Genomic DNA, 20,201 nt, shown 5'->3' on the forward strand with positions numbered 1-20,201 from the left:
GGTCACGAGCGGGCATCCGCCCGGGCAAAACCGCTGGCCAAGGCTACTGGCGAGTAGCTTGCCGACACGGCGCCAGGTAGGGCGGACGATGGTCCGAATTGCCACATTGGCTACTACATAGTGTAGTTGTCTATTCTCACTCGCGTGCCCAGCGGGATGTGAGATATTCCGAGAGCCAGACGTGATCAATCTCACAAGTACCCCCTTATCGAGCGGAGCGCTTGCCCACCTGCAATCGTTTCGTTACCGTCGATGCGGTCGATGTCACAGCCAGATCACAGGCGTGACGGGAATACTCGTCACTCGGTCGAAAGACCCAGCTGGTAGAACACCTGGTACAAGACGTCGGCGAACCCACCCGGATGAGGCCGCGTACACCGCACCGATCAGGAGGACGGCAGGCTTGTTGCAGCACAGTGCTCCGCAGGTAGCGAGCCGTTGTACCGGCGCAGCGCGTCCCGCGTCATCCGGCTCCCCCGCGTTATCCGGTCTCGGAGTCCGCCGATGAGTCACGGTCGCCTACAACCCGGGCATCGGCCGCAGTCCGCTCGCCGTTACCGCGCCGACGGTGAATCCCTCGACCAGCATCCATACTTCGGTGGTAACCAATCCTTCGGCGGTTACACCGGTTCCCGTTCCGAGGAGCCCGCGGCCACGCCCGTCCGCAGTATGCCGGGGCGTGCCGACAGCTGGATGCCGTCCGGTGGCGCGGCCGTCGTCGGTCTCACCGCGACCACCGCACACTCGGCCGAGAACACCTGGGGCGCAACCGGTTCGGACGATTCCGGGCAGTGGCAGCCGTGGGGCGCCCAGGCCCGGCCCGACGGTGACTGGACCGCCGACCCGCAGTGGCCGCGGACCGATGAATGGGCCGCCGCCGATCCCGGTTACGACGACAGCCGGGGCGTGCACTACCCCGAGGACGAGGCCGACTATGAGGCCGCCGACGGCTATGACGAGCCCGCCGGCAACGTGCCCTTCAACCTGGCCCGGCTGCGCAGCCCCTGGAAGCGTGACGGCGCCGAGGCCGAAGAGGCCGACGCCACCGCGGAGGGCCCGAAGCGGTTCAGCGGCGCACACCGGGTGCCGACCCCACCGGCCGCGCTCAAGGGCCGTGCCGCCGTGGTGGCGGTCGCCGCCGGCGCGGTGGTCGCCGCCGGACAGGCCGGAATGGAGTCCGGCAGCCAGCACCACAATGCGACCGCCGACTACGACGCCGCCGGTCAGGTTCACGAAATCGCGGCCCAGGCGGTCAGCACCCAGGCGGGTAATCCGCAATCGCCGCAGGTTCTCAATGTCGCGCCGGTCGCGGATCTCAGTCAGTTCCAGGACATCCTGCAGCACGGTCAGGAATTCGCCGCCGGACTCGCGGCCCAGGAATCGGCGAAACTGCGCCCCCTGTTCTCCAAATTCGCCAACGGCACCTTCACCTCCGGTTTCGGTAGCCGCTGGGGTGTGCAGCACCTGGGTGTCGACATCGCCGCCCCGATCGGGACCCCGATCTACGCGGTCGAGGACGGCGAGGTGATCAGCGCCGGCCCGGCCTCCGGTTTCGGCATGTGGGTCCGCCTGCGGCACGCCGATGGCACCATCACGGTCTACGGCCACGTCGACACCGCCACCGTCTCGGAAGGCCAACACGTGCTGGCCGGCGACCAGATCGCCACCGTCGGCAACCGCGGCTTCTCCACCGGCCCGCACTGCCATTTCGAGGTGTGGCTCAACGGCCAGGACAAGATCGACCCTCTCCCCTGGCTCGCCTCCCGCGGCATCTCCCTCGGCCCCGAACGCGACTAGGTCCGCGCGGCGGTCACTCCGGCGTCATGATCGAAATCAGGGTGGTCGGCGCCGAGGACTGGCGGATCTGGCGCCGAGTTCGGCTGGCAGCACTGGCGGGGGCACCGCGGGCGTACCGGACCCGGCTGGCGGAATGGCAGGGCGACGGCGATCGCGAGCACCGCTGGCGCGCGCGGTTGGATATCCCGGGAGCCCGCGATCTGCTGGCGTTGCACCACGGCGAACCGGTGGGAATAGCCAGCGGAGTGCCGGGGCCGGAAGATACTGCGGCCAGGGTGATTTCGATGTGGGTCGACCCGTCCGCGCGGGGTTTGGGCGTCGGCGATCTGCTGCTGAGGACTGTCGAGCTCTGGGCTGCCGAACGCGGCTACACCACGCTCCGGCTCGGTGTCTTCGCCGACAACGAGCCCGCCATCGCGCTGTACCGCCGCAACGGATTCGAATTCGAGACCGGGCCCGGCGAAGACGCCGAACGGTTCCGGCGCACCGATCTCGACTCGGACGACCGCGTGGAACTCGTCATGGTCAAGGCCGTGGTTCCGGCGCGCCGCTGAGCGCGAGCCCGCCGGAACAACCGCTCAGAGCTTGACCAGGGTCCGGCTGTACTGCGGGATGAGGCGGATCTTGCCGGCGGTGCCGAAGTCGATGGTGACCGTGGCGAGGGCGCCGAAGCCCTCGGCGGCGACCACTCGGCCGAGGCCGTACTTGTCGTCGCTGACGCGGTCACCCACCGCGAGGACGAGGCCGGAGTTGTTGTGTTTGGCCGCGGGCCGGGCGGGACCGCGGTCGCGCAGGCCGGGGCGCTGCTGGGACCAGCCGTCGCCGCGGGTCCAATCGCGTTCCAGGCCGTCGTCCTCGCCGCGGCGGCGGAAGCCACGTCCGCCCGAGGGAGGAGTCGGCTCCAGACGCTGCCAATCCATCAGATGACCCGGAATCTCCTGCAGGAAGCGGGACTCCGGATTCGACACCGCCTGTCCCCACCCGGACCGCACCACCGCACGGGTCAGGTAGAGCCGTTTCCGGGCGCGGGTGATGCCGACGTAGGCCAGGCGGCGTTCCTCGGCCAGTTCGGCCGGATCGCCCAGCGCGCGCATATGCGGGAACTGGCCGTCCTCCCAGCCCGTCACGAACACCACCGGGAACTCCAGCCCCTTCGCGGTGTGCAGGGTCATCAAGGTGACCACGCCGGAGCCCTCGTCCGGGATCTGATCGGTATCGGCCACCAGCGAGACCCGTTCCAGGAACGCCGCCAGGGAACCGGGGTCCGGCTCGCCGTCGGCCGCCTCGGGCAGCAGGCCCTCCTCGCGGGCGGCCTCCACATTGTTGCGCGCCTCGGAACTGAATTCCCTTGCCACGCTGACCAATTCGTTCAGGTTGTCCAGCCGGGCGCCGTCCTGCGGATCGTCGGAGGCCTCCAGTTCGGCGCGGTAGCCGGTCTTGTCCAGCACCGCCTCGACGACATTGCCCACATCCGGGAATTCGGTGTTCCCGGTAACACCCGCCGCGCGGATCTCGTCGAGCAGATCGAGGAAGCCGGCGATCGCACGCTGCGCGCGGGTGTTCAGCAGGGCCACCTTGCCGTCGGCGGCGTCACGCAGCGCGGCCGCGAAGCCGATATCGCGCTGTTCGGCGTGCACCGCCACACAGGCCTCGGCGCGGTCACCGATCCCCCGGCGCGGCGTGTTGAGGATGCGACGCAGGCTCACCGCATCGTCGGGGTTCTCCAGCACACGCAGGTAGGCGACCACATCGCGGACCTCCTTGCGCTCGTAGAACCGGACTCCGCCGACCACCTTGTAGGGCAGGCCCATGCGGATGAAGATTTCTTCCAGCGCGCGCGAATTGTTGTTGGTGCGATAGAACACCGCGACATCGCCGTAGTTGTAGTCGCCCTGTTCGACCAGCCGGTCGATCTCGCGCGCGACGAACGACGCCTCGTCGTGTTCGTTGTCGGCGACGTAGCCGACGATCAGATCACCCTCGCCGGAATCGGTCCACAACTTCTTGTCGCGCCGATTCTCGTTGCGGGAGATGAGCGCATTTGCCGCCGAGAGAATGTGCTGGGTGGACCGGTAGTTCTGTTCCAGCAGAATCGTTTCCGCGTCCGGGAAATCGCGCTCGAATTCCTCGATATTGCGGATGGTCGCCCCGCGGAACGCGTAGATGGACTGGTCGGCGTCACCGACCACGCACAGTTCGCTGGGCGGCACCACATCGTCGCGGCGCGCCGGTGTGAATTCCGGATCTGCGGCCTCGGCACCCGCGTCGGCGTCGTCGAGTTCGCCGGCCGGCGGTCGCACATGATGGCCGACCAGCTCACGCACCAGTACGTACTGGGCGTGGTTGGTGTCCTGGTACTCGTCGACCAGCACATGCCGGAAGCGACGGCGGTAGTACTCGGCGACCTGCGGGTGGCTCTGCAGGAGCGCGACCGTCTCGCCGATCAGATCGTCGAAGTCGAAGGCATTGGCCGCGCGCAGCCGCCGCTGGTATTCGGTGTAGACCCGGGCGACGATGCCGGGCAGTTCGGTCTCGTCGGATTCCGCGTCCGCCGTGGCCGTTTCGGGGTCGATGAGCTCGTTCTTGAGATTGGAGATCGCGGTCGCGAGCAGTCGCGGCGAATACTTCTTCGGATCCAGATTCTGGTCGCGAATGATCATCGCCAGCAGGCGGCGCGAGTCGTCGGCGTCGTAGATGGAGAAGTTCGAGTTCAACGCGCCGGGCAGCAGGTTCGCCTGCATGCGCAGGATGCGCACGCAGGAGGAGTGGAAGGTGGACACCCACATGGCGGCGGCACGCGGACCGACCAGGTCGGTCACGCGCTCGCGCATCTCCGCGGCGGCCTTGTTGGTGAACGTGATGGCGAGGATCTGCCCGGGCGTGACTCCGCGTTCGGCCAGCAGATAGGCGATGCGCCGGGTGAGGACCGCGGTCTTCCCGGAGCCGGCGCCGGCCACGATCAGCAGTGGCGAACCCGCGTGCACGACCGCCGCCCGCTGCTGCGGATTCAAGCCCTCGAGCAGGCGCTGCGCCTGCCCCTCGGCCCGCGCGGATCCGACCGCGCCTCGCGTTGCCGCCGTACTCACCGTTGCCGTCCCCGCCGCTGTTGCCGCCACCGTCGTCTCCATCGTCCATCCACGCTACCGGCGGCCACCGACATGCTGTAGTCCGGCGCGATCTCAGCGCATTCTCGACCGCGATTTCAGCGCATTCTCAACGACGAGAACTTTGCCTCACTTGCCCCACGTGGCAGACTGGCCACATGACCAGCGCGCTCACGACCTCTGCTGTTCAGGCGTACGAAGGTATTCGTGGTCGCCGATTTCGCACGTGAGCGCACACTCGACGGGGGACAATTCAAGGCCGAACAGGTCTGTTTCACGGTGGAGGAACTAGATCGGTAACGGGGCAGGGCCGCACGCCGATCGAAGTTCTGACACGAGGAGAAGAAAGTATGAGCACCTCTACTGAGCCGATTGATCAGCCCGCGACCGGTTCCGATGCGACGTTGCCGAGTAGCGAGGCGGAGATCGAGAAGCTCCGCAAGGAGATCGATCGCCTCGACGCCGAGATTCTCGCGGCCATCAAGCGACGCACCGAGGTCTCGCGCATCATCGGCCGCACCCGTATGGCCAACGGTGGCCCGCGCCTGGTGCACTCTCGCGAGATGAAGGTGCTGGAGCGCTTCAGCGAACTGGGTCAGGAAGGTCACACGCTGGCCATGCTGCTGCTCCGCTTGGGCCGCGGCCGCCTCGGCCACTGATCTACAGCCGCCTCGGCCACTGATCTACAGCCGCCTCGGCCACTGATCAACGGCCGCATCGGCCACTTACCGGACTGCCGCATAGGCAGCCCCTCGAGACCACGCGGCGATCGTCTCGACGAACTCCGCGACCCCAGGCCGCCCCGGGTGCCGATCCCCCGGGGCGGCCGTTTCGTATCCGGGAACTGCCGGATCAGGGCAGGGCGATGTACTTCGTCGACAGATACTCCTCGATTCCCTCGAAGCCGCCCTCCCGGCCGAATCCGGAGGCCTTGACCCCGCCGAACGGCGCCGCCGGATCGGAGATGACGCCGCGGTTGATGCCGACCATTCCGCTCTCCAGCCCCTCCGCGATGCGCAGCGCACGATCCAGATCGCGGGTGTACACGTAAGCGACCAGACCGAATTCGGTGTCGTTGGCGGCGGCGAGGCCCTCCTCCTCGGTATCGAATCCGACGATCGGCGCGACCGGGCCGAACACCTCCTCGCTGAGAATGCGGGCCTGCTCGGGCACCTCGCACAGCACGGTCGCCGGGTAGTAGTACCCGGTCCCGCCGGGCGCCTTACCGCCGATGCGCACCTCGGCGCCGCGTTCGACCGCGTCCTCGACCAGTTCGCTGACGGTGTCGAGCTGGTCCTGGTTGATCAGCGGGCCGAGGGTGGTCGACGGGTCGTCACCCGGGCCGAGCTTGACCTCCTGCATGGCGGCGACGAGTTTGTCGGTGAACTCCGCGCGGACCGAGTTGTGCACGTGGAACCGGTTGGCGGCGGTACAGGCCTCGCCGCCGTTGCGCAGCTTCGCCAGCATCGCGCCCTGCACCGCGGCATCGATGTCGGCGTCGTCGAAGACCACGAACGGGGCGTTGCCGCCCAGCTCCATCGAGGTGCGCAGCAGGCCGTTGGCGGACTTCTCGACCAGTTTCTTGCCCACCCCGGTCGAGCCGGTGAAGGTGAGTTTGCGCAGCCGCGGATCGTTGATCAGCGGCTCGGTCACCGCGCCTGAGTGGCTGGAGGTGATCACCGACAACACGCCGTCCGGCAGCCCGGCCTCACTGCACAGCTTCGCCAGCAGCAGCATGGTCAGCGGCGTGGCCGACGCGGGCTTGACGATCATCGTGCAGCCTGCGGCCAGGGCCGGGCCGATCTTGCGGGTACCCATCGCGAGCGGGAAATTCCAGGGTGTGATGGCCAGGCACGGTCCGACCGGCTGCTTGTGGACCACGATGCGGCCGGTGCCGGTGGGCGCGGTCTGGTAGCGGCCGTGCACCCGGACCGCTTCCTCGCTGAACCAGCGGAAGAATTCGGCGCCGTAGCGCACCTCGTTGCGGCTCTCCGGCAGCGCCTTACCCATTTCCAGGGTCATCAGCAGTGCGAAGTCCTCGGTGCGCTCGACGATCCGCTCGTAGACCGCGCGCAGGATCTCACCGCGTTCGCGGGCCGGGGTCGCCGCCCAGCTGTCCTGAGCGGCCACGGCCGCGTCGAGGGCCCGCACGGCGTCCTCGGGGGTGGCGTCGGCAACGTGTGCGAGGGGCTCTCCGGTCGCCGGATTCTCGACCGCGAAGGTGGCGCCACCGGTGGCATCCACCGGCCCGCCGATCCAGAGTTGAGTGGGGACGGATTCGAGTAACTCGGTTTGCGACACCATGTGCTCAGGGTAGGCCGCGATGGACACAGGCGCGGGCAACTGCAGGGTGGGCGGTGACTGTCTGCGACGGCAGAGCCAGCGACATCACTCCCTGCGCGTACGGGAACCGGTCTGTAATCTCGCGGGAGTGAGCAGCGACATCACCGCGACGGCGGCCTGGCGGAAACTGCACGATCACTATTCGGCCGTGGCCGACCGGCATCTGCGCGAATTCTTCGCCGAGGATCCGGACCGGGGACGCGAGCTGACCGTCGAGGTCGGCGATCTCCACATCGACTACAGCAAGCACCGCATCACGCGCGAAACCCTGGATCTACTGCTCGATCTGGCGGAGACGGCGGGTGTGGCGCGGCGCCGCGACGCGATGTTCGCGGGCGAGCACATCAACACCTCCGAGGACCGCGCGGTGGGGCATGTGGCACTGCGCCTGCCGGCCGGCGCGTCGATGATGATCGACGGCGCCGACGCGGGTGCGCAGGTGCACGAAGTCCTGCGCCGGATGGGCGATTTCACCGATGCGGTGCGGTCGGGACAGTGGCGCGGCGCGGGCGGTGAACGCATCTCCACGGTGGTGAACATCGGCATCGGCGGCTCGGATCTGGGTCCCGCCATGCTGTATCAAGCGTTGCGGCACTACGCGGATGCCGGGATATCGGCACGATTCGTCTCCAATATCGATCCGGCGGATCTGACCGCGAAACTCGACGGCCTCGATCCGGCGCGCACTCTGTTCGTCGTTGCCTCCAAGACGTTTTCGACGCTGGAGACGCTCACCAACGCCACCGCGGCGCGGCGCTGGCTGGTCGCGGCGCTCGGCGAGGACGCGGTCGCCAAACATTTCGTGGCGGTGTCCACCCACGCGCAGCGGGTGGCGGATTTCGGTATCGATACCGCGAATATGTTCGAGTTCTGGGATTGGGTCGGCGGCCGTTATTCGGTGGATTCCGCGATCGGGCTGTCGATGATGGCGGTGATCGGGAAGGAGCGGTTCGCCGAATTCCTCGCCGGAATGCACAGTGTGGACGAACATTTCGTCTCCGCGCCGCCGGAGCGCAATGCGCCGATCCTGCTCGGCCTGCTCGGGGTCTGGTACTCGAATTTCTTCGGTGCGCAGTCGCGCGCGGTGCTGCCGTACTCCAACGATCTGGCGCGCTTCCCGGCCTATCTGCAGCAGCTGACCATGGAGTCGAACGGCAAATCGGTACGGCTGGACGGCAGTCCGGTGACGACCTCGACCGGCGAGATCTTCTGGGGCGAGCCCGGAACGAACGGGCAGCACGCCTTCTACCAGCTGCTGCATCAGGGCACCCGGCTGGTGCCGGCCGATTTCATCGGATTCGCCCGTCCCACCGACGATCTCGCGACGCGCGATGGGTCCGGCAGCATGCACGACATTCTGATGAGCAATCTGTTCGCGCAGACGAAGGTGCTGGCCTTCGGGCGCACGGCGGAGGAGATCGAGGCCGAGGACGGCGGAACTCCGGGGTTCGATCCGGCCCTGGTGCCGCATCGCGTGATGCCCGGTAACCGGCCCTCCACCACGATCCTGGCCCCGCAGCTCACCCCGTCGGTGGTCGGGCAGTTGATCGCGCTCTACGAACATCAGGTCTTCGTCGAGGGCACCATCTGGGGAATCGACAGTTTCGACCAGTGGGGCGTGGAGCTGGGCAAACAGCAGGCGCTCGCCCTGGAGCCGCTGCTCACCTCCGCGGAAGATCCGGCACCGCAATCGGATTCGTCGACCGATGCGCTGATTCGGTGGTATCGCGGCCACCGCTGACCCGCGACCACGGAAAATACCCCGCCCGGATGCGTAATTGATCTCATGCCGGGAATGTGAGCAGGGCACTGCCATGGCCCGATGCCCCGTTGTAACGTCCGGAATATGACCTCGGTTGCACAACATCTGCTGTGGTTCCTGCCGATGCTGTGGCTCGGCATGGTGCTGGCCATCTCCTTCCTGGAGGCGCCGCTGAAGTTCCGCGCGCCGGGAGTGACGCTCGCCCTCGGGCTGGGTATAGGTCGGCTGGTGTTCAAGGCGCTGAACATCACCGAGGCCGTCTTGGCGGTGCTGTTGCTGATTTCGGCGGCCGTGGTAGGCCCGAGCGGGGCGACCTGGGGATGGCTGATCGGCGCGGCGGTCGTACTGGCGATACAGGTGGGGGCGGTCCGGCCGCCGCTGACCCGGCGTTCGAACCGGGTCCTGGCCGGTGAGGACGGACCGCGCTCGACGGCGCACTACTGGTACATCGGGCTCGAGCTGCTGAAGGTGGTCGCGCTGATCGGCCTGGCCATCGCCGCCGCGCCCTGACATCAGCGACGACCAACGGCGCCGTATCTTCGCCTGCTTGCTCACCCGACCCGTTGACTTATGCAGGTAAATGCCTGCATAATTTTCCCGTGCAACCCGAACCGGATTTGGACGTGGTCTTCAAGGCATTGGCCGACCCGACGCGGCGGCTGGTGCTGGATCGGCTTCGCGAGCAGAACGGGCAGACTCTGCGCGAATTGTGCGAGCGGGTCGAGATGGCGCGCCAGTCACTGACGCAGCATCTCGACATCCTGGTGCGAGCGGGACTGGTCACCGTGCTGCGACGCGGGCGGGAACGGGTGCACTACATCAATCCGGCACCTATCCACGACATCGAACAACGATGGATCTCCGTCTTCGACAGGCCGCGACTGGATGCGATCCGGGCCATCAAAAACCAGGCTGAGGAGTACGCCATGAGCACCACCGTGCCCAACTACGTCTACGTCACCTATATCCATGCCAGCGCCGACGAGGTGTGGAAGGCACTGACCGACGCCGATCTCACCGCCCGGTACTGGGGACACGCGAATGTGTCGGACTGGCAACCGGGTTCGAGCTGGGAGCACCGCCGCGTCGACGGCTCGGGGGCCGTCGACGTCGTCGGCGAGGTGATCGAATCGGATCCGCCGCACCGCCTCGCGGTGACCTTCGAGGATACGCCCGACGCCGACCGCTCGCCGTCGCTGGTCACCTTCCTCGTCGAACCGCACCGCGATATCGTCCGGCTCACCGTCACGCACGAGAATCTGCCGAATCAGGAGATGCTGCAAGGCATTTCGAGCGGCTGGCCGGCCGTGCTGGCCAACCTCAAGTCCCTGCTCGAGACCGGCGACGTACTGCCGCAGGCCCCGTGGGAGATGTCGAGCGAACCGGTCGGCTGAGCCGGATCGGGCGAATCCGGATCAGACGAATTCGGATCAGACGAAGGCGCGCTGCAGGATCGCCTCGGTATCCACTCCCACCGGGAGGGTGCCGAAGGCGATTCCCCAGTCGCCACCGAATCGGCTGGCGCAGAAGGCATCCGCCACGGCGGCATGGCCGTGGCGCACCAACTGCGCGCCCTGCAACACCAACGCCATCAGTTCGACCACCCGCCGGGCGCGGAACTCGATATCGCTGAGGTCGGTGAGCTCCTTGCCGATTCGGTCGATCGCGTCGTCGAGGTGGTGGTTGGCGCCGCGGGCCAGCGAGACCTCGTTGAAGTAGGCCTCGACCGTCTCCGGCTGCCGGCCCATGGCGCGCAGGGCGTCCAACGCCGCCACATTGCCCGAGCCCTCCCAGATCGACATCAGCGGCGCCTCCCGATAGAGCCGCGGCATACCGGATTCCTCGACATAGCCGTTGCCGCCGAAGCATTCCAGCGCCTCGGCCGCGTGTGCGGGGGCACGCTTGCAGACCCAATACTTGGTCACCGCCAATGCGATTCGACGCAGCGCCGCCTCGGCGGGATCGGTCGCGGCGCGGTCGGTGGCACCGGCCAGCCGCATCATCACCGTCGTCGCGGCATCGGATTCGATGACCAGGTCGGCCAGCACATTGCGCATGGCCGGCTGGTCGACGAGCTTGGCGCCGAACGCTTCCCGATGCCGGGCGTGGTGAGCGGCGTAGACCACGCCGGTGCGCATGCCGGTCGCGGAACCGATCACACAGTCGAGACGGGTCATATTCACCATCTCGATGATGGTCTTCACACCCGCGCCCTCGGCGCCTACCAGCCAGCCCGTCGCGTTCTCGTACTCGATTTCCGAGGACGCGTTGGACTTGTTGCCCAGCTTGTCCTTCAGGCGCTGCAGCCGCAGCGCGTTACGGCTGCCGTCGGGCAGCACGCGCGGCAGCAGGAAGCAGGACAGGCCGCCGGGCGCTTGCGCCAGCGTCAGGAACATATCCGACATGGGCGCGGAGGTGAACCACTTGTGCCCGACGATGCGATAGGTACCGTCGGATTGCGGTGTGGCCGTGGTGGTGTTGGCCCGCACGTCGGAGCCGCCCTGCTTCTCCGTCATGGACATCCCGGCGATCAGCCCGGCCTTCGACGAGGGCTCGCGCAGGCCGAAATCGTAGGTGCGCGAACCGAGTAGCGGCTCGAAGCGAGCGGCCAGTTCGGGATTGTGGCGCAGTGCCGGAACCGCGGCGTAGGTCATGGAGATGGGACACATGTGTCCGGCGTCGGCGACGCCCCAGGTGTAGAACTTCGCGGCGCGGGCGACGTGCGCGCCGGGCCGATCGTCGAGCCAGGGGCTGCCGTGCAGGCCGTGCTGTACGGCGACGTCCATCAGGTTGTGCCAGTACGGGTGGAACTCCACCTCGTCCACCCGATTGCCGTAGCGGTCGTGGGTATGCAGCACCGGCGGGTACTCGTTGGCCAGCCGGCCCCACTCCTGCGCCTCGAAACTTCCTGCCAGCGCGCCCAATTCGCGCACCTCGGCTTCGGCCCAGCCCGCACCCTCACGGTGCAGGCCCTCGGTCAGGGCCGGGTTGCGGGAGAAGTCGAACGGAGTGATCGGCGGGACCTGGTTGAACACTTCGTGGGTGGCCATATGAATTCTCCTATTCGTGCGCGCCGAGCGCGCGTAGCGCGAAGGCGACGAGTTCGGGCACCACGGATTCGCTCTGCAGTTGCTCGGCCAACGGTCCGACCAGCACCTCACCGATCGCGCCGACCAGGGCGGTGGCGGTGGTGCGCGGGTCCTGGGGCGGCAGTTGCCCGGCGCCGACACCGTCGGCGATCGCGGACTCGAAGGTTTCGGCGAAGGCCCGGCGGAAGCGCAGGCGTTCGGTATCGACGCTCGCGTCCACGGGTTCGGCGAGCAGGACGTAGGCGAGTTTGGGATTCTTCAGCGCGCGCCCGGCGAAGGTCTCCACCGCGGCGGTGACACGCTCGACGACGCCGCCCTCCGCCCCGGCCTGTGCGACCGCGGCGACCTCGCGCGTCACGACGTCCCGGAACACAGCGGTGACCAACTCGGCCTTCCCGCTGAAACTCTTGTAGACGGTTCCCGTGGCGACTCCGGCCTCCGCCGCGACAGTGGCCATCGACAGCCCGCCGAAGCCCTGCTCCGAGAGCACCTTCATGGCCGCGTGCACGATCGCGCGCGACTGTGCGTCCAGTCGCGCCTGCACGGCGGGTGTTCTGCGGTACGCCACCCAAGAAGTGAATCACAAATTCATTTCTTGACGCAAGGGCCGGGGCGGGCCGTATGGTCGAATTCGTGAGCGTACGAATCGAGCGCAGCGGGCCGGTCTTCACGGTGATCCTGGATCGCCCCGAGGCACGCAATGCCGTCGACGGACCGACCGCACAGGCGCTGGCCGCCGCGTTCCGCGAATTCGATGCCGACGACACCGCGGCGGTCGCGGTGCTCTGGGGCGCGGGCGGTACCTTCTGCGCCGGAGCGGATCTGAAATCGCTGGGCACCGAGAAGTCCAACCGGGCGGCCGAGGACGGCGACGGACCCATGGGCCCCACCCGCATGACGCTGTCCAAGCCGGTGATCGCCGCCGTCTCCGGCTATGCCGTAGCCGGTGGACTGGAACTGGCGCTGTGGTGCGATATGCGGATCGCCGAGCAGGACAGCACATTCGGTGTGTTCTGCCGCCGCTGGGGCGTCCCGCTGATCGACGGTGGCACGGTGCGCTTACCGCGCATCGTCGGCGCGGGCCGGGCGATGGACATGATTCTCACCGGCCGAGCCGTCGCCGCACCCGAGGCTTTGCAGATCGGGCTGGTCAACCGGGTCGTCGGCCCCGGTGAATCCCGTTCCGCCGCAGAGCGACTCGCCGCCGAGCTGGCCGCCCTGCCGCAGACCTGCCTGCGTTCGGACCGGATGTCGGCGCTGGAGCAGTGGGGGCTGGACGAATCGGAGGCGATGGCCCGCGAGTTCCGCTACGGCTTCACCGCGCTGGCCGACGGTGCGCTCGAGGGCGCGCAGCGGTTCGCCGGCGGTGCGGGCCGGCACGGATCGCCGGCCTGAACGGCGATGGGCCGGCTCAGCGTCGTCGACGAGATCTTCCTGCGCGCCCATCGCGGTCTGGGCACTCCCAGTGCGCTGCAGGGATTGTGGCGCACCGCCGACCCGATAGACAGGCGGCTGCTGGAACAGATCCACGCCGCCCTGCGCGTCGGCCCCCTCGGCCGCCGCGTCGTCCGCCCCCGAGTGCCGGGCGCGCGGCCGTACTGGCGGCGCAACAACGGCGCCCATCCGTTGCGCATCGCCGGCGGCGGCATCGCCACCGCCGACCTGCTGAGCTGGGCCGACGAACAGGGCTACGATCTGGATCCGGAATTCGGGCCGGGGTGGCGGCTGTCCGCGGCGGCGCTGCGCGAGGGCGGTTCGGTGGTGGCACTGACGTGTTCGCATGCCCTAGCCGATGGACGCGGCCTGGCGCTGGCCGTCGACCACGCGCTGTCCGGCTCGCCGCTCACGGATTATGCCGCGCCGCAGTCGGATTGGGCCGATGCGGCCAAGCAGTGGACCACCGTGTTGTCCGGCAGTGCGCGCGCCCTGCGACACGGGGTGCCACGGGAACCCGGTGACGGAGCGTGCCGCAGCGCCGAGACGGCGACGACAACCGACGCGGTCCTGCAATTTCCGGCGGCGGACTGGGAGCTGGCCGCGGCGGGGCGGGGCGGAACGGCGAACAGCCTGTTCCTCCACGTCGTCGCGAAGATGCTGTGGGACAGCGGTTTTCCCGATTCGCCGATAACCGCCGCCGTTCCCGTCGACACCCGCGACGATCGCCGCGTCAACAACGACATGGCCATGACCGAAGTGGTGGTCGAGCGCACCGATACTCCCGCGACCCTGCGTGAGAAGTGCCGTGCCGCATACGAATACCGGATGTCCGGTCCCCCGGGCATGCCCGCGGAACTGCTGCAGGTGCTGCCCGCGCGCGTCGCGCACCGGCTCTCCCGGGGTGCGGGCGAACGTGACATTCTGTGCTCGAACATCGGCACCCTCCCGGCCTCGCTGGCACAGCTGGGCCCGCATCGCTGCACCGGCGTCGCCGCCCGGGCCATCCATCCCGGACTGCAACCGACGGCGCTCCCCCGCACCCGCCTCGCGGCCTACCTGTGCCGGATCGGGCACACGTACACCCTCGCTCTGGTGGGCCTGGACCAGGAGCGGATCGAATCCTCCGATGCGCTGGTCGATTTCGCGCGGAAGGCGATCGAACGATTCGAGGTACCGGTCACCGCGTGGTGAGGATCCGCGCCGTCACGTGGTCCGGGACGGCGCCCGGGCGTACCAGGTCGGGCGCCGGGATCGGAGTGCCGAAAACCTGACGGACCGGGAGCAGGCCCGCCCAGGCGTCGCTGTTCAGGTCGGCGGGATCGTCGGAGGGATCGCCGGTGCGGGTCTTCACCGAGGCCTCGGCGAGGTCGAGGGCCAGGACCAGAGTGGCCGCCAACTCCTTCTTGTCGGGCGGACGCACGGTGTCCCAGGCGCCGGGGGCGGAATGGTCGACGATGGCGCGCAACGCGCGTAGCCGCTCCTCGGGGTCGGTGACTTCGACCGGGCGCCCGTGGATCACGGCGGAGCGGTAGTTCATCGAAAAGTGCATGGCCGCACGGGCATACACGATCGCATCGACCAGACTCACCGCGACGCAGATGTCACCGGTGAGGGCGGCGCGCAGGTTGCCGGCGCCGGTGGACCCGTGCAGATACAGCGTGTCGGCGCTGCGACCGTAGACCGTCGGCAGCACGACGGGCGCGCCGTGCAGGGTCACCCCGATATGGCAGATCAGTCCGGCGTCGAGCACTTCGTCCAGGGCCGCGCGGTCGGTGGCGGCGCGGTCCCGGTAGCGGGTGACGGTGCTCCGCTGGGTCGGCGAGAGCTTCGGACGCGTGGGTGTTCCTGTCATATGACCAGGTTCTATGATCGGGTGGCATCGTCATATGGCCAATCAGGAGCTATTCCGGAAGTCCACTTGTGCGGACGCCGCGCTGTCGGGCATCCGAGCCGAAGGGAGCATCGTGGAGGACCTCCCGCTGTCGATCGATCGCGATGCACCACGCCCGCTGTCGGTTCAGGTGGCCGACGAACTGCGCGCCGCGGCGACGGCCGGCCGGCTGCAAGGTGGCGAGCGACTCCCTTCGTCCCGTGCTCTGGCCGAACGCCTGGGCGTCAGCCGCACTGTTGTCACCGCCGCCTACGACCAACTACATGCCGAGGGCTGGATCTCGGGACGGCACGGCTCGGGCACCTACCTCACCACCGCACCGGCATCGGTACCGGAACCCGTTGCGGCGAACGCTCTTTCGGATGCCGTCGGCGAACTGCTCGACCTGGCCCCGGGCGCCCCCTGCGTGGCGGCGATAGACCGCGCGGCCTGGCGTCGCGCCTGGCGCGCCGCGAGTGACCGGCTGCCGTCGGCGCGCAAGGACCGCGGCGGCGAACCGGATTACCTCGCCATGATCACCGAACATCTGCTCCGCCATCGTGGCCTCGCTCCCGGCACCGACAGTGTCGTCCTCGCCACCTGCGGTACCAGTTCGGCGGTCGGCGAACTCGCCCACGCCATGCTGCGCCGCGGCGACACCGTGGCCGTCGAGGATCCCGGCTACCTCCGCGCGGTCGGCGCCTTCCGCGCCGCGGGAATCGAGGTACTGCCGATCCCTCTGGACGACAAGGGCATTCGAGTGGACAGGATTCCCGCCGATGTGCGCGCCGTCTACTGCACCCCGGCCCATCAGTTCCCGCTCGGTGCCCGGATGCCCGCCGCCCGCCGCGTCGAACTGATCGACTTCGCCCGGCGTACCGGCGCGCTGATCATCGAGGACGACTACGACGGCGAACTGCGTTACGACAGCGCCCCTTTGCCACTGCTGGCGAGCCTCGACCCGAGTCGGGTGATCCATCTCGGCACCACCTCGAAAATTCTATCCACCACGCTCGGCGTCGGCTGGCTCGTCGCCTCCCGGGCTGTCACGGACGCCGTGACGGCCCATCGGGAAAGCACCGGCACCTGCCCGGCCCCCGCCGGTCAGCTGGTGTTCGCCGAACTCGCCCGGCACGGCGACCTGGCCCGTCATCTGCGCCGCCTGCGCCGTGAGATGCCGCCGCGCCGGGCACTCGTGGTTGCCGAACTTCGCGCCCGCGGGCTCGATGTCGTCGGCGACCATGCCGGATCACATGTGCTGGTTCCGCTCGAATCCGCCGCGGTCGAGGAAGCCGCGATCGCCCGCGCCCGTGATCGCGGGGTACGGCTCGACGGCCTCGCCCGCCATCACGCCGGGAGCCCGCATACCTTCGGCGCGCCGATCGGGTACGCGGCTCCTACCCAATCCGAATTGAACTCGGCGATTGCCATTGCCGCCGAATGCCTCGCACACCCCCACAGATGAGATCCGCACGAATGCTTCGAATCGGAGCCGCAAGCCACCACATCACTGCGCTCGCGCCGCCGCTGATGAAGTCCGGGCGCAGCGACTATGCCCGATCAGACCGGCCCGGCGGTCGAGCTTTCCATGGCTGGTAAGGGAGACGGCTTGCACTTGGCCCCCCGATCGCGGAATCTGCGATCCAAGTGTGGTCCTGCCCAACCGGTCGAAGCGATCGTGGGAATCGCATCCGACGCTCTCCAGACGAGGTGCGCAGGGCCGCTTGCTGGGCAGAAGGTCAGCTGACGTGGGAGTGTGCTGTGATCGGTTCCGGGGGTGCGGAGCTCGCGGAGTTGGCCGATCGGATCGTCGCCGGACTGCGCGGTATCGCGCCGCCGGGATGGCAACGCCTGGAGGCTTCGTTCGCTATAACCGTTGTCGCCGAATCGGCGTTGTTCCTCGCCCATGATGGCGACAGCCCGGTCCGGTGTCAGGTGTCCGAGGAAGTGTCGGAGTTGGTGCGCCGGCACCGACAACTGTCGGGGGCGCTAACGGACGGACCATGGTGGCGGCTGATGGTGTACGTCGATGCCGACGGAGCCGAGGTGGTCACCGATCAGGGCGCGGAGCCGTTTCCCGGTGAGCAACTGTTCGCGCCGCAGGCGTATCTGGCCGATCTGGAACGTTATCCGCGCGGTCGGCTGCCGGTGTGGCTGGCCGCCTATATCGGGCGCGGTGCACCCCAGTCGAGGCCACCACGCGCGGCTGCGGACGATGTGCGCGCGGACCGGAGTGCGGGTGTGCAGGCGATGCCCGTCACCGGCGAGTTGCCGGACCTGGCGGTGTTGTGGGCACGGTGGGCGGTACTGGCCGGGGCCTTCGTCGCGGTCGGATCGGAACGAGGGCCGCGGATCGGTCCATCTGTCGGCGTTTTCGAAAGTGCAAGACACAGTGGTTCGACGTTGACGCTGCTGCCCGGCGATCGGGCGGTGCTATCGGGAGGCGTTTGGGATGCGCCGATCTTGGATGCCGCCTACAACGGTGAGGGCGCAATGCCGAAATTGTTTGCGGGAGCGCCTGACTGGGTGGTAGACCCGGTGCTCAACCCCCGAGTGATGACCGGCATGCTCTCGTTCTGCTATTGGTGGGAGAAGGGGCAGTGGTACCGCGGTGAATCCGCTCCGATCTCGGAATGCGCGGCGGCGTTGCCTGCCGTGTGGACGGGCGACATGGTGGCGAAAGTAGTGGCCGGTGTGTTGGACAGCCCATCAGCCGATGCCGCGGCGCTGCTGGTATCGGCCGCGCAGGCCGCGGCTGTGACGCGCGAGGCGATCATGCAGGTCGTCGGGGACGACACCGAGGCCGATGTCGACGGTGCACTGTTCCAGTTCCTGCTCGCGGATCTGGTTGCCGGTGATGTCGCCGGGATCCGCGAAACGAAGGCGTTGCACCTGGTCCGCGAGCACATCCGTGGGCGGGGCGAGGACACGACCGGGTACCCCCTCTCGACGTTGCGGGCCGAGCGGATCAGCGTGGGCTGGATGGTGCGATCGCCGGTGCCGGACAACGAGATAGCGCTCGACCGGGCAGTCTTCTATGTCGCAGACGATGGGGTCGTGGAGCGTTCGAGCTCATCGGTGCCGCTGTCCGCCTTCATCACCGACTTCGAGCGGCGGTTCCGGCTGCGGGTCAGCGGCGGGACATTACCGGCCCGAGGCGGGCGATGAGCGGCGAACTTCGATTGGACTTGGCCGGCCTGCGCGAGCGCGCCGCACGGCTGGCCGACATCGCCGATCGGGTGAAGCAGACCCATGCCGGGCTACAGGATTGCCTGAACCGAGCCGAAGGTAGCTGGGGCGACGACCACATGGGTCGAGCATTCGCCGATCAGTTCACGCCACATGCCGATCAAGTACTGGCCAACGTGCAGGCAATGCAGGAACACCTGCGCAGTACCGCTGCCGGAATCAACAGCACCGCAAACGAATTCGGCATACAGGATGCCGACAACGCCGCGCGCGTGGCCGGGGCGGCCGACGCTCGGGGCCCGGGGGCAGACAACCTCACCGGGTCGTGGCCGAATGATGTGGCCGGCCCGTCCTCGCCCGGCGATGTGCGTTCACCGGTGCCGTCCGATCGGGCCGGTCTGTCCCCGGAGCAGTCGTCTGCGCGATACCCTGCTCGCGGAGCGAGCCGCACCGAACAACATCCGCCCGGCGGACAACAGTTACCCGGGGGGCAACAGTCGGTCGGTAGCGCCCGGTCGCCGGAGGGATCCCAGGGTCGGGCCGTTCCGAATGATGATCGGCCGTCGCGGGCGCCGTGGAGTCGTTCTCGGCCCGAGACAGGTCCGGACAGTCGCGATGCGGCCGGCGAATCCGGCAACCGGTCCCGGCCCGCCTCGGCGCCCCCGTCCGCTGCGGTATCACCGCCGCGCGGTCGGCGGGACGCGCGCCGGACGCCGGGTGGGCCGACCGGAAGTCGGGCAGCGGGCCCCGTCGGGCAGCGCGAAACCCCATGGACCGGGCAGCCTCCCGGGACAACCGCTCCGCCTCGAATGCCGGGCGCGCCGGGCAACTCCGGGAGTCCCGGTAACACCGGGACGGATCCTCAGCACCGCACCCCGCCACGGCCGAACACGCCCTCCGGTGACAAGGCCCGTGAGCGTGATCGGCGTGGCACCCGTGAACGGCCGGCCTCCGATCCCTCGATCGTCCGGCTGGCACGCGCATTGGCCGAGCGGCACAGCGTCCAGGTGGCCGGGTTCGACTCCCCCGGCCTCCAGCTCGCGGCCGTCCAGGATTTCGTGACCGCGGTGGACCGAGTGCTCACCGACTATCCGATGATCGCGCTGGATATCGTCGCGGTGGCCGAACTCGACGACGAATTCGGAATCGTGCGGTGGAGTTGCGAACCGCCCGACGACCGGGACGGCACCACGTCGATGACGCTCGACCGCCGCACCGCCCAAACGTCGACGGCTACCGGCCGAACCACGGGATCCGACGAGCCGACACCGCCGGACATCTATCCGGCGACGCTACGAGCGTTCGGCAGGGCTCTCGATGCCGCCGGCGGTGGCGTCGCACGCAGACAGGCGCAGCGTGCCCTGATCGCGGAATACCTGCACACACAGGCGCCACTCGACAGTACGCTCGCCGCGGTGGTGCGTGGCTACCGGGACTGGCGTGCCGAATTGGCCGGGAATGCCACGGCACCAGGCGAATTCGATGTGGACGAGGCACTCGGCATCGCGTTCGCGACGGTGGTCCAGCACGGCGAGACGGCGGGTATCCAGGCGAGACTGCTGCATGCGGTGCTGGTCGCCGCGGCATCCCGGCCGGGGTAGGTCACGGCG

General features: G+C 68.4%; 16 protein-coding genes. 11 read left to right on the top strand and 5 right to left on the bottom strand.

Features of this window, described 5'->3' with window-relative positions; all coding sequences use genetic code 11:
- Positions 1-504: 504 nt before the first annotated feature.
- The gene (locus NE2_RS36890) at positions 505-1,797 is read left to right on the top strand and encodes a M23 family metallopeptidase (RefSeq protein ID WP_063023740.1); all 1,293 of its coding nucleotides are present in this window, start codon (positions 505-507) and stop codon (positions 1,795-1,797) included.
- Between the two features lie 26 nt (positions 1,798-1,823).
- Positions 1,824-2,351, top strand: a complete 528-nt coding sequence (locus NE2_RS03385) for a GNAT family N-acetyltransferase (RefSeq protein WP_063023742.1) — start codon at positions 1,824-1,826, stop codon at positions 2,349-2,351.
- A gap of 24 nt (positions 2,352-2,375) precedes the next feature.
- Here NE2_RS03385 and pcrA read toward each other — a convergent pair whose 3' ends face one another.
- Positions 2,376-4,925: a DNA helicase PcrA gene (pcrA, locus tag NE2_RS03390; RefSeq protein WP_084493733.1), complete on the bottom strand. Its 2,550-nt coding sequence runs from the start codon at positions 4,923-4,925 to the stop codon at positions 2,376-2,378.
- Positions 4,926-5,251: 326 nt separating this feature from the next.
- On the opposite strand from pcrA, the gene NE2_RS03395 reads away from it, so the two are divergent.
- On the top strand, positions 5,252-5,560 hold the full coding sequence (locus tag NE2_RS03395) for a chorismate mutase (RefSeq protein WP_036505489.1): 309 nt from the start codon (positions 5,252-5,254) through the stop codon (positions 5,558-5,560).
- Between the two features lie 193 nt (positions 5,561-5,753).
- On the opposite strand, the gene NE2_RS03400 is transcribed toward NE2_RS03395, so the two are convergent.
- A complete protein-coding gene (locus NE2_RS03400) occupies positions 5,754-7,205 on the bottom strand; it encodes an NAD-dependent succinate-semialdehyde dehydrogenase (protein WP_030515072.1) in 1,452 nt (483 codons plus the stop codon).
- Positions 7,206-7,332: 127 nt separating this feature from the next.
- Between NE2_RS03400 and pgi the strand changes: the two genes are divergently transcribed.
- The 3 genes from pgi (at position 7,333) to NE2_RS03415 (ending at position 10,400) form a co-directional block, all read left to right on the top strand.
- Entirely contained in the window at positions 7,333-8,985 is a 1,653-nt protein-coding gene (pgi, locus tag NE2_RS03405) for a glucose-6-phosphate isomerase (RefSeq protein ID WP_063023746.1), read from the top strand.
- Positions 8,986-9,090: 105 nt separating this feature from the next.
- Positions 9,091-9,516, top strand: a complete 426-nt coding sequence (locus NE2_RS03410) for a hypothetical protein (RefSeq protein ID WP_063023748.1) — start codon at positions 9,091-9,093, stop codon at positions 9,514-9,516.
- A 113-nt stretch (positions 9,517-9,629) separates the two neighbouring features.
- A complete protein-coding gene (locus NE2_RS03415; RefSeq protein WP_218018550.1) occupies positions 9,630-10,400 on the top strand; it encodes an ArsR/SmtB family transcription factor in 771 nt (256 codons plus the stop codon).
- A gap of 36 nt (positions 10,401-10,436) precedes the next feature.
- Here the strand turns inward: NE2_RS03415 and NE2_RS03420 are convergent, their stop codons facing one another.
- Together NE2_RS03420 and NE2_RS03425 are read right to left on the bottom strand one after the other, a co-directional pair.
- Positions 10,437-12,056 (bottom strand): acyl-CoA dehydrogenase family protein, encoded by a 1,620-nt coding sequence (locus tag NE2_RS03420; protein ID WP_063023750.1) that lies wholly within the window; start codon positions 12,054-12,056, stop codon positions 10,437-10,439.
- Positions 12,057-12,066: 10 nt separating this feature from the next.
- A complete protein-coding gene (locus tag NE2_RS03425; RefSeq protein ID WP_063014230.1) occupies positions 12,067-12,663 on the bottom strand; it encodes a TetR/AcrR family transcriptional regulator in 597 nt (198 codons plus the stop codon).
- 53 nt (positions 12,664-12,716) lie between these two features.
- Between NE2_RS03425 and NE2_RS03430 the strand changes: the two genes are divergently transcribed.
- Together NE2_RS03430 and NE2_RS03435 are read left to right on the top strand one after the other, a co-directional pair.
- The gene (locus NE2_RS03430) at positions 12,717-13,490 is read left to right on the top strand and encodes a crotonase/enoyl-CoA hydratase family protein (RefSeq protein WP_063023752.1); all 774 of its coding nucleotides are present in this window, start codon (positions 12,717-12,719) and stop codon (positions 13,488-13,490) included.
- A gap of 6 nt (positions 13,491-13,496) precedes the next feature.
- Positions 13,497-14,723, top strand: a complete 1,227-nt coding sequence (locus NE2_RS03435; RefSeq protein WP_063023754.1) for a hypothetical protein — start codon at positions 13,497-13,499, stop codon at positions 14,721-14,723.
- Here NE2_RS03435 and NE2_RS03440 read toward each other — a convergent pair.
- Positions 14,710-15,384, bottom strand: coding sequence for a pyridoxamine 5'-phosphate oxidase family protein (locus NE2_RS03440; protein ID WP_063023756.1), 675 nt, complete (start codon positions 15,382-15,384; stop codon positions 14,710-14,712). The two genes, NE2_RS03435 and NE2_RS03440, sit on opposite strands and share 14 nt — an antisense overlap.
- 34 nt (positions 15,385-15,418) lie before the next feature.
- On the opposite strand from NE2_RS03440, the gene pdxR reads away from it, so the two are divergent.
- The 3 genes from pdxR (at position 15,419) to NE2_RS03455 (ending at position 20,192) form a co-directional block, all read left to right on the top strand.
- Positions 15,419-16,867, top strand: a complete 1,449-nt coding sequence (gene pdxR / locus NE2_RS03445; RefSeq protein ID WP_084493749.1) for a MocR-like pyridoxine biosynthesis transcription factor PdxR — start codon at positions 15,419-15,421, stop codon at positions 16,865-16,867.
- 296 nt (positions 16,868-17,163) lie between these two features.
- Positions 17,164-18,570, top strand: coding sequence for a hypothetical protein (locus NE2_RS03450; protein WP_063909252.1), 1,407 nt, complete (start codon positions 17,164-17,166; stop codon positions 18,568-18,570).
- 1,028 nt (positions 18,571-19,598) lie between these two features.
- Positions 19,599-20,192, top strand: coding sequence for a hypothetical protein (locus tag NE2_RS03455; RefSeq protein WP_146165268.1), 594 nt, complete (start codon positions 19,599-19,601; stop codon positions 20,190-20,192).
- Positions 20,193-20,201 lie beyond the last annotated feature (9 nt).

This window comes from Nocardia elegans NBRC 108235 (genome assembly GCF_001612845.1).
GTDB lineage: Bacteria > Actinomycetota > Actinomycetes > Mycobacteriales > Mycobacteriaceae > Nocardia > Nocardia nova.

Bases quoted from the DNA above. Each gene is read 5' to 3' on its own strand.
- NE2_RS03420 (WP_063023750.1), bottom strand. From the start codon at position 12,056: ATGGCCACCCACGAAGTGTTCAACCAGGTCCCGCCGATCACTCCGTTC.
- NE2_RS03385 (WP_063023742.1), top strand. From the start codon at position 1,824: ATGATCGAAATCAGGGTGGTCGGCGCCGAGGACTGGCGGATCTGGCGC.
- NE2_RS03430 (WP_063023752.1), top strand. From the start codon at position 12,717: ATGGTCGAATTCGTGAGCGTACGAATCGAGCGCAGCGGGCCGGTCTTC.
- NE2_RS03410 (WP_063023748.1), top strand. From the start codon at position 9,091: ATGACCTCGGTTGCACAACATCTGCTGTGGTTCCTGCCGATGCTGTGG.
- NE2_RS03440 (WP_063023756.1), bottom strand. From the start codon at position 15,384: ATGACAGGAACACCCACGCGTCCGAAGCTCTCGCCGACCCAGCGGAGC.
- pcrA (WP_084493733.1), bottom strand. From the start codon at position 4,925: ATGGAGACGACGGTGGCGGCAACAGCGGCGGGGACGGCAACGGTGAGT.
- NE2_RS03400 (WP_030515072.1), bottom strand. From the start codon at position 7,205: ATGGTGTCGCAAACCGAGTTACTCGAATCCGTCCCCACTCAACTCTGG.
- NE2_RS36890 (WP_063023740.1), top strand. From the start codon at position 505: ATGAGTCACGGTCGCCTACAACCCGGGCATCGGCCGCAGTCCGCTCGC.
- pdxR (WP_084493749.1), top strand. From the start codon at position 15,419: ATGGCCAATCAGGAGCTATTCCGGAAGTCCACTTGTGCGGACGCCGCG.
- NE2_RS03395 (WP_036505489.1), top strand. From the start codon at position 5,252: ATGAGCACCTCTACTGAGCCGATTGATCAGCCCGCGACCGGTTCCGAT.
- NE2_RS03435 (WP_063023754.1), top strand. From the start codon at position 13,497: ATGGGCCGGCTCAGCGTCGTCGACGAGATCTTCCTGCGCGCCCATCGC.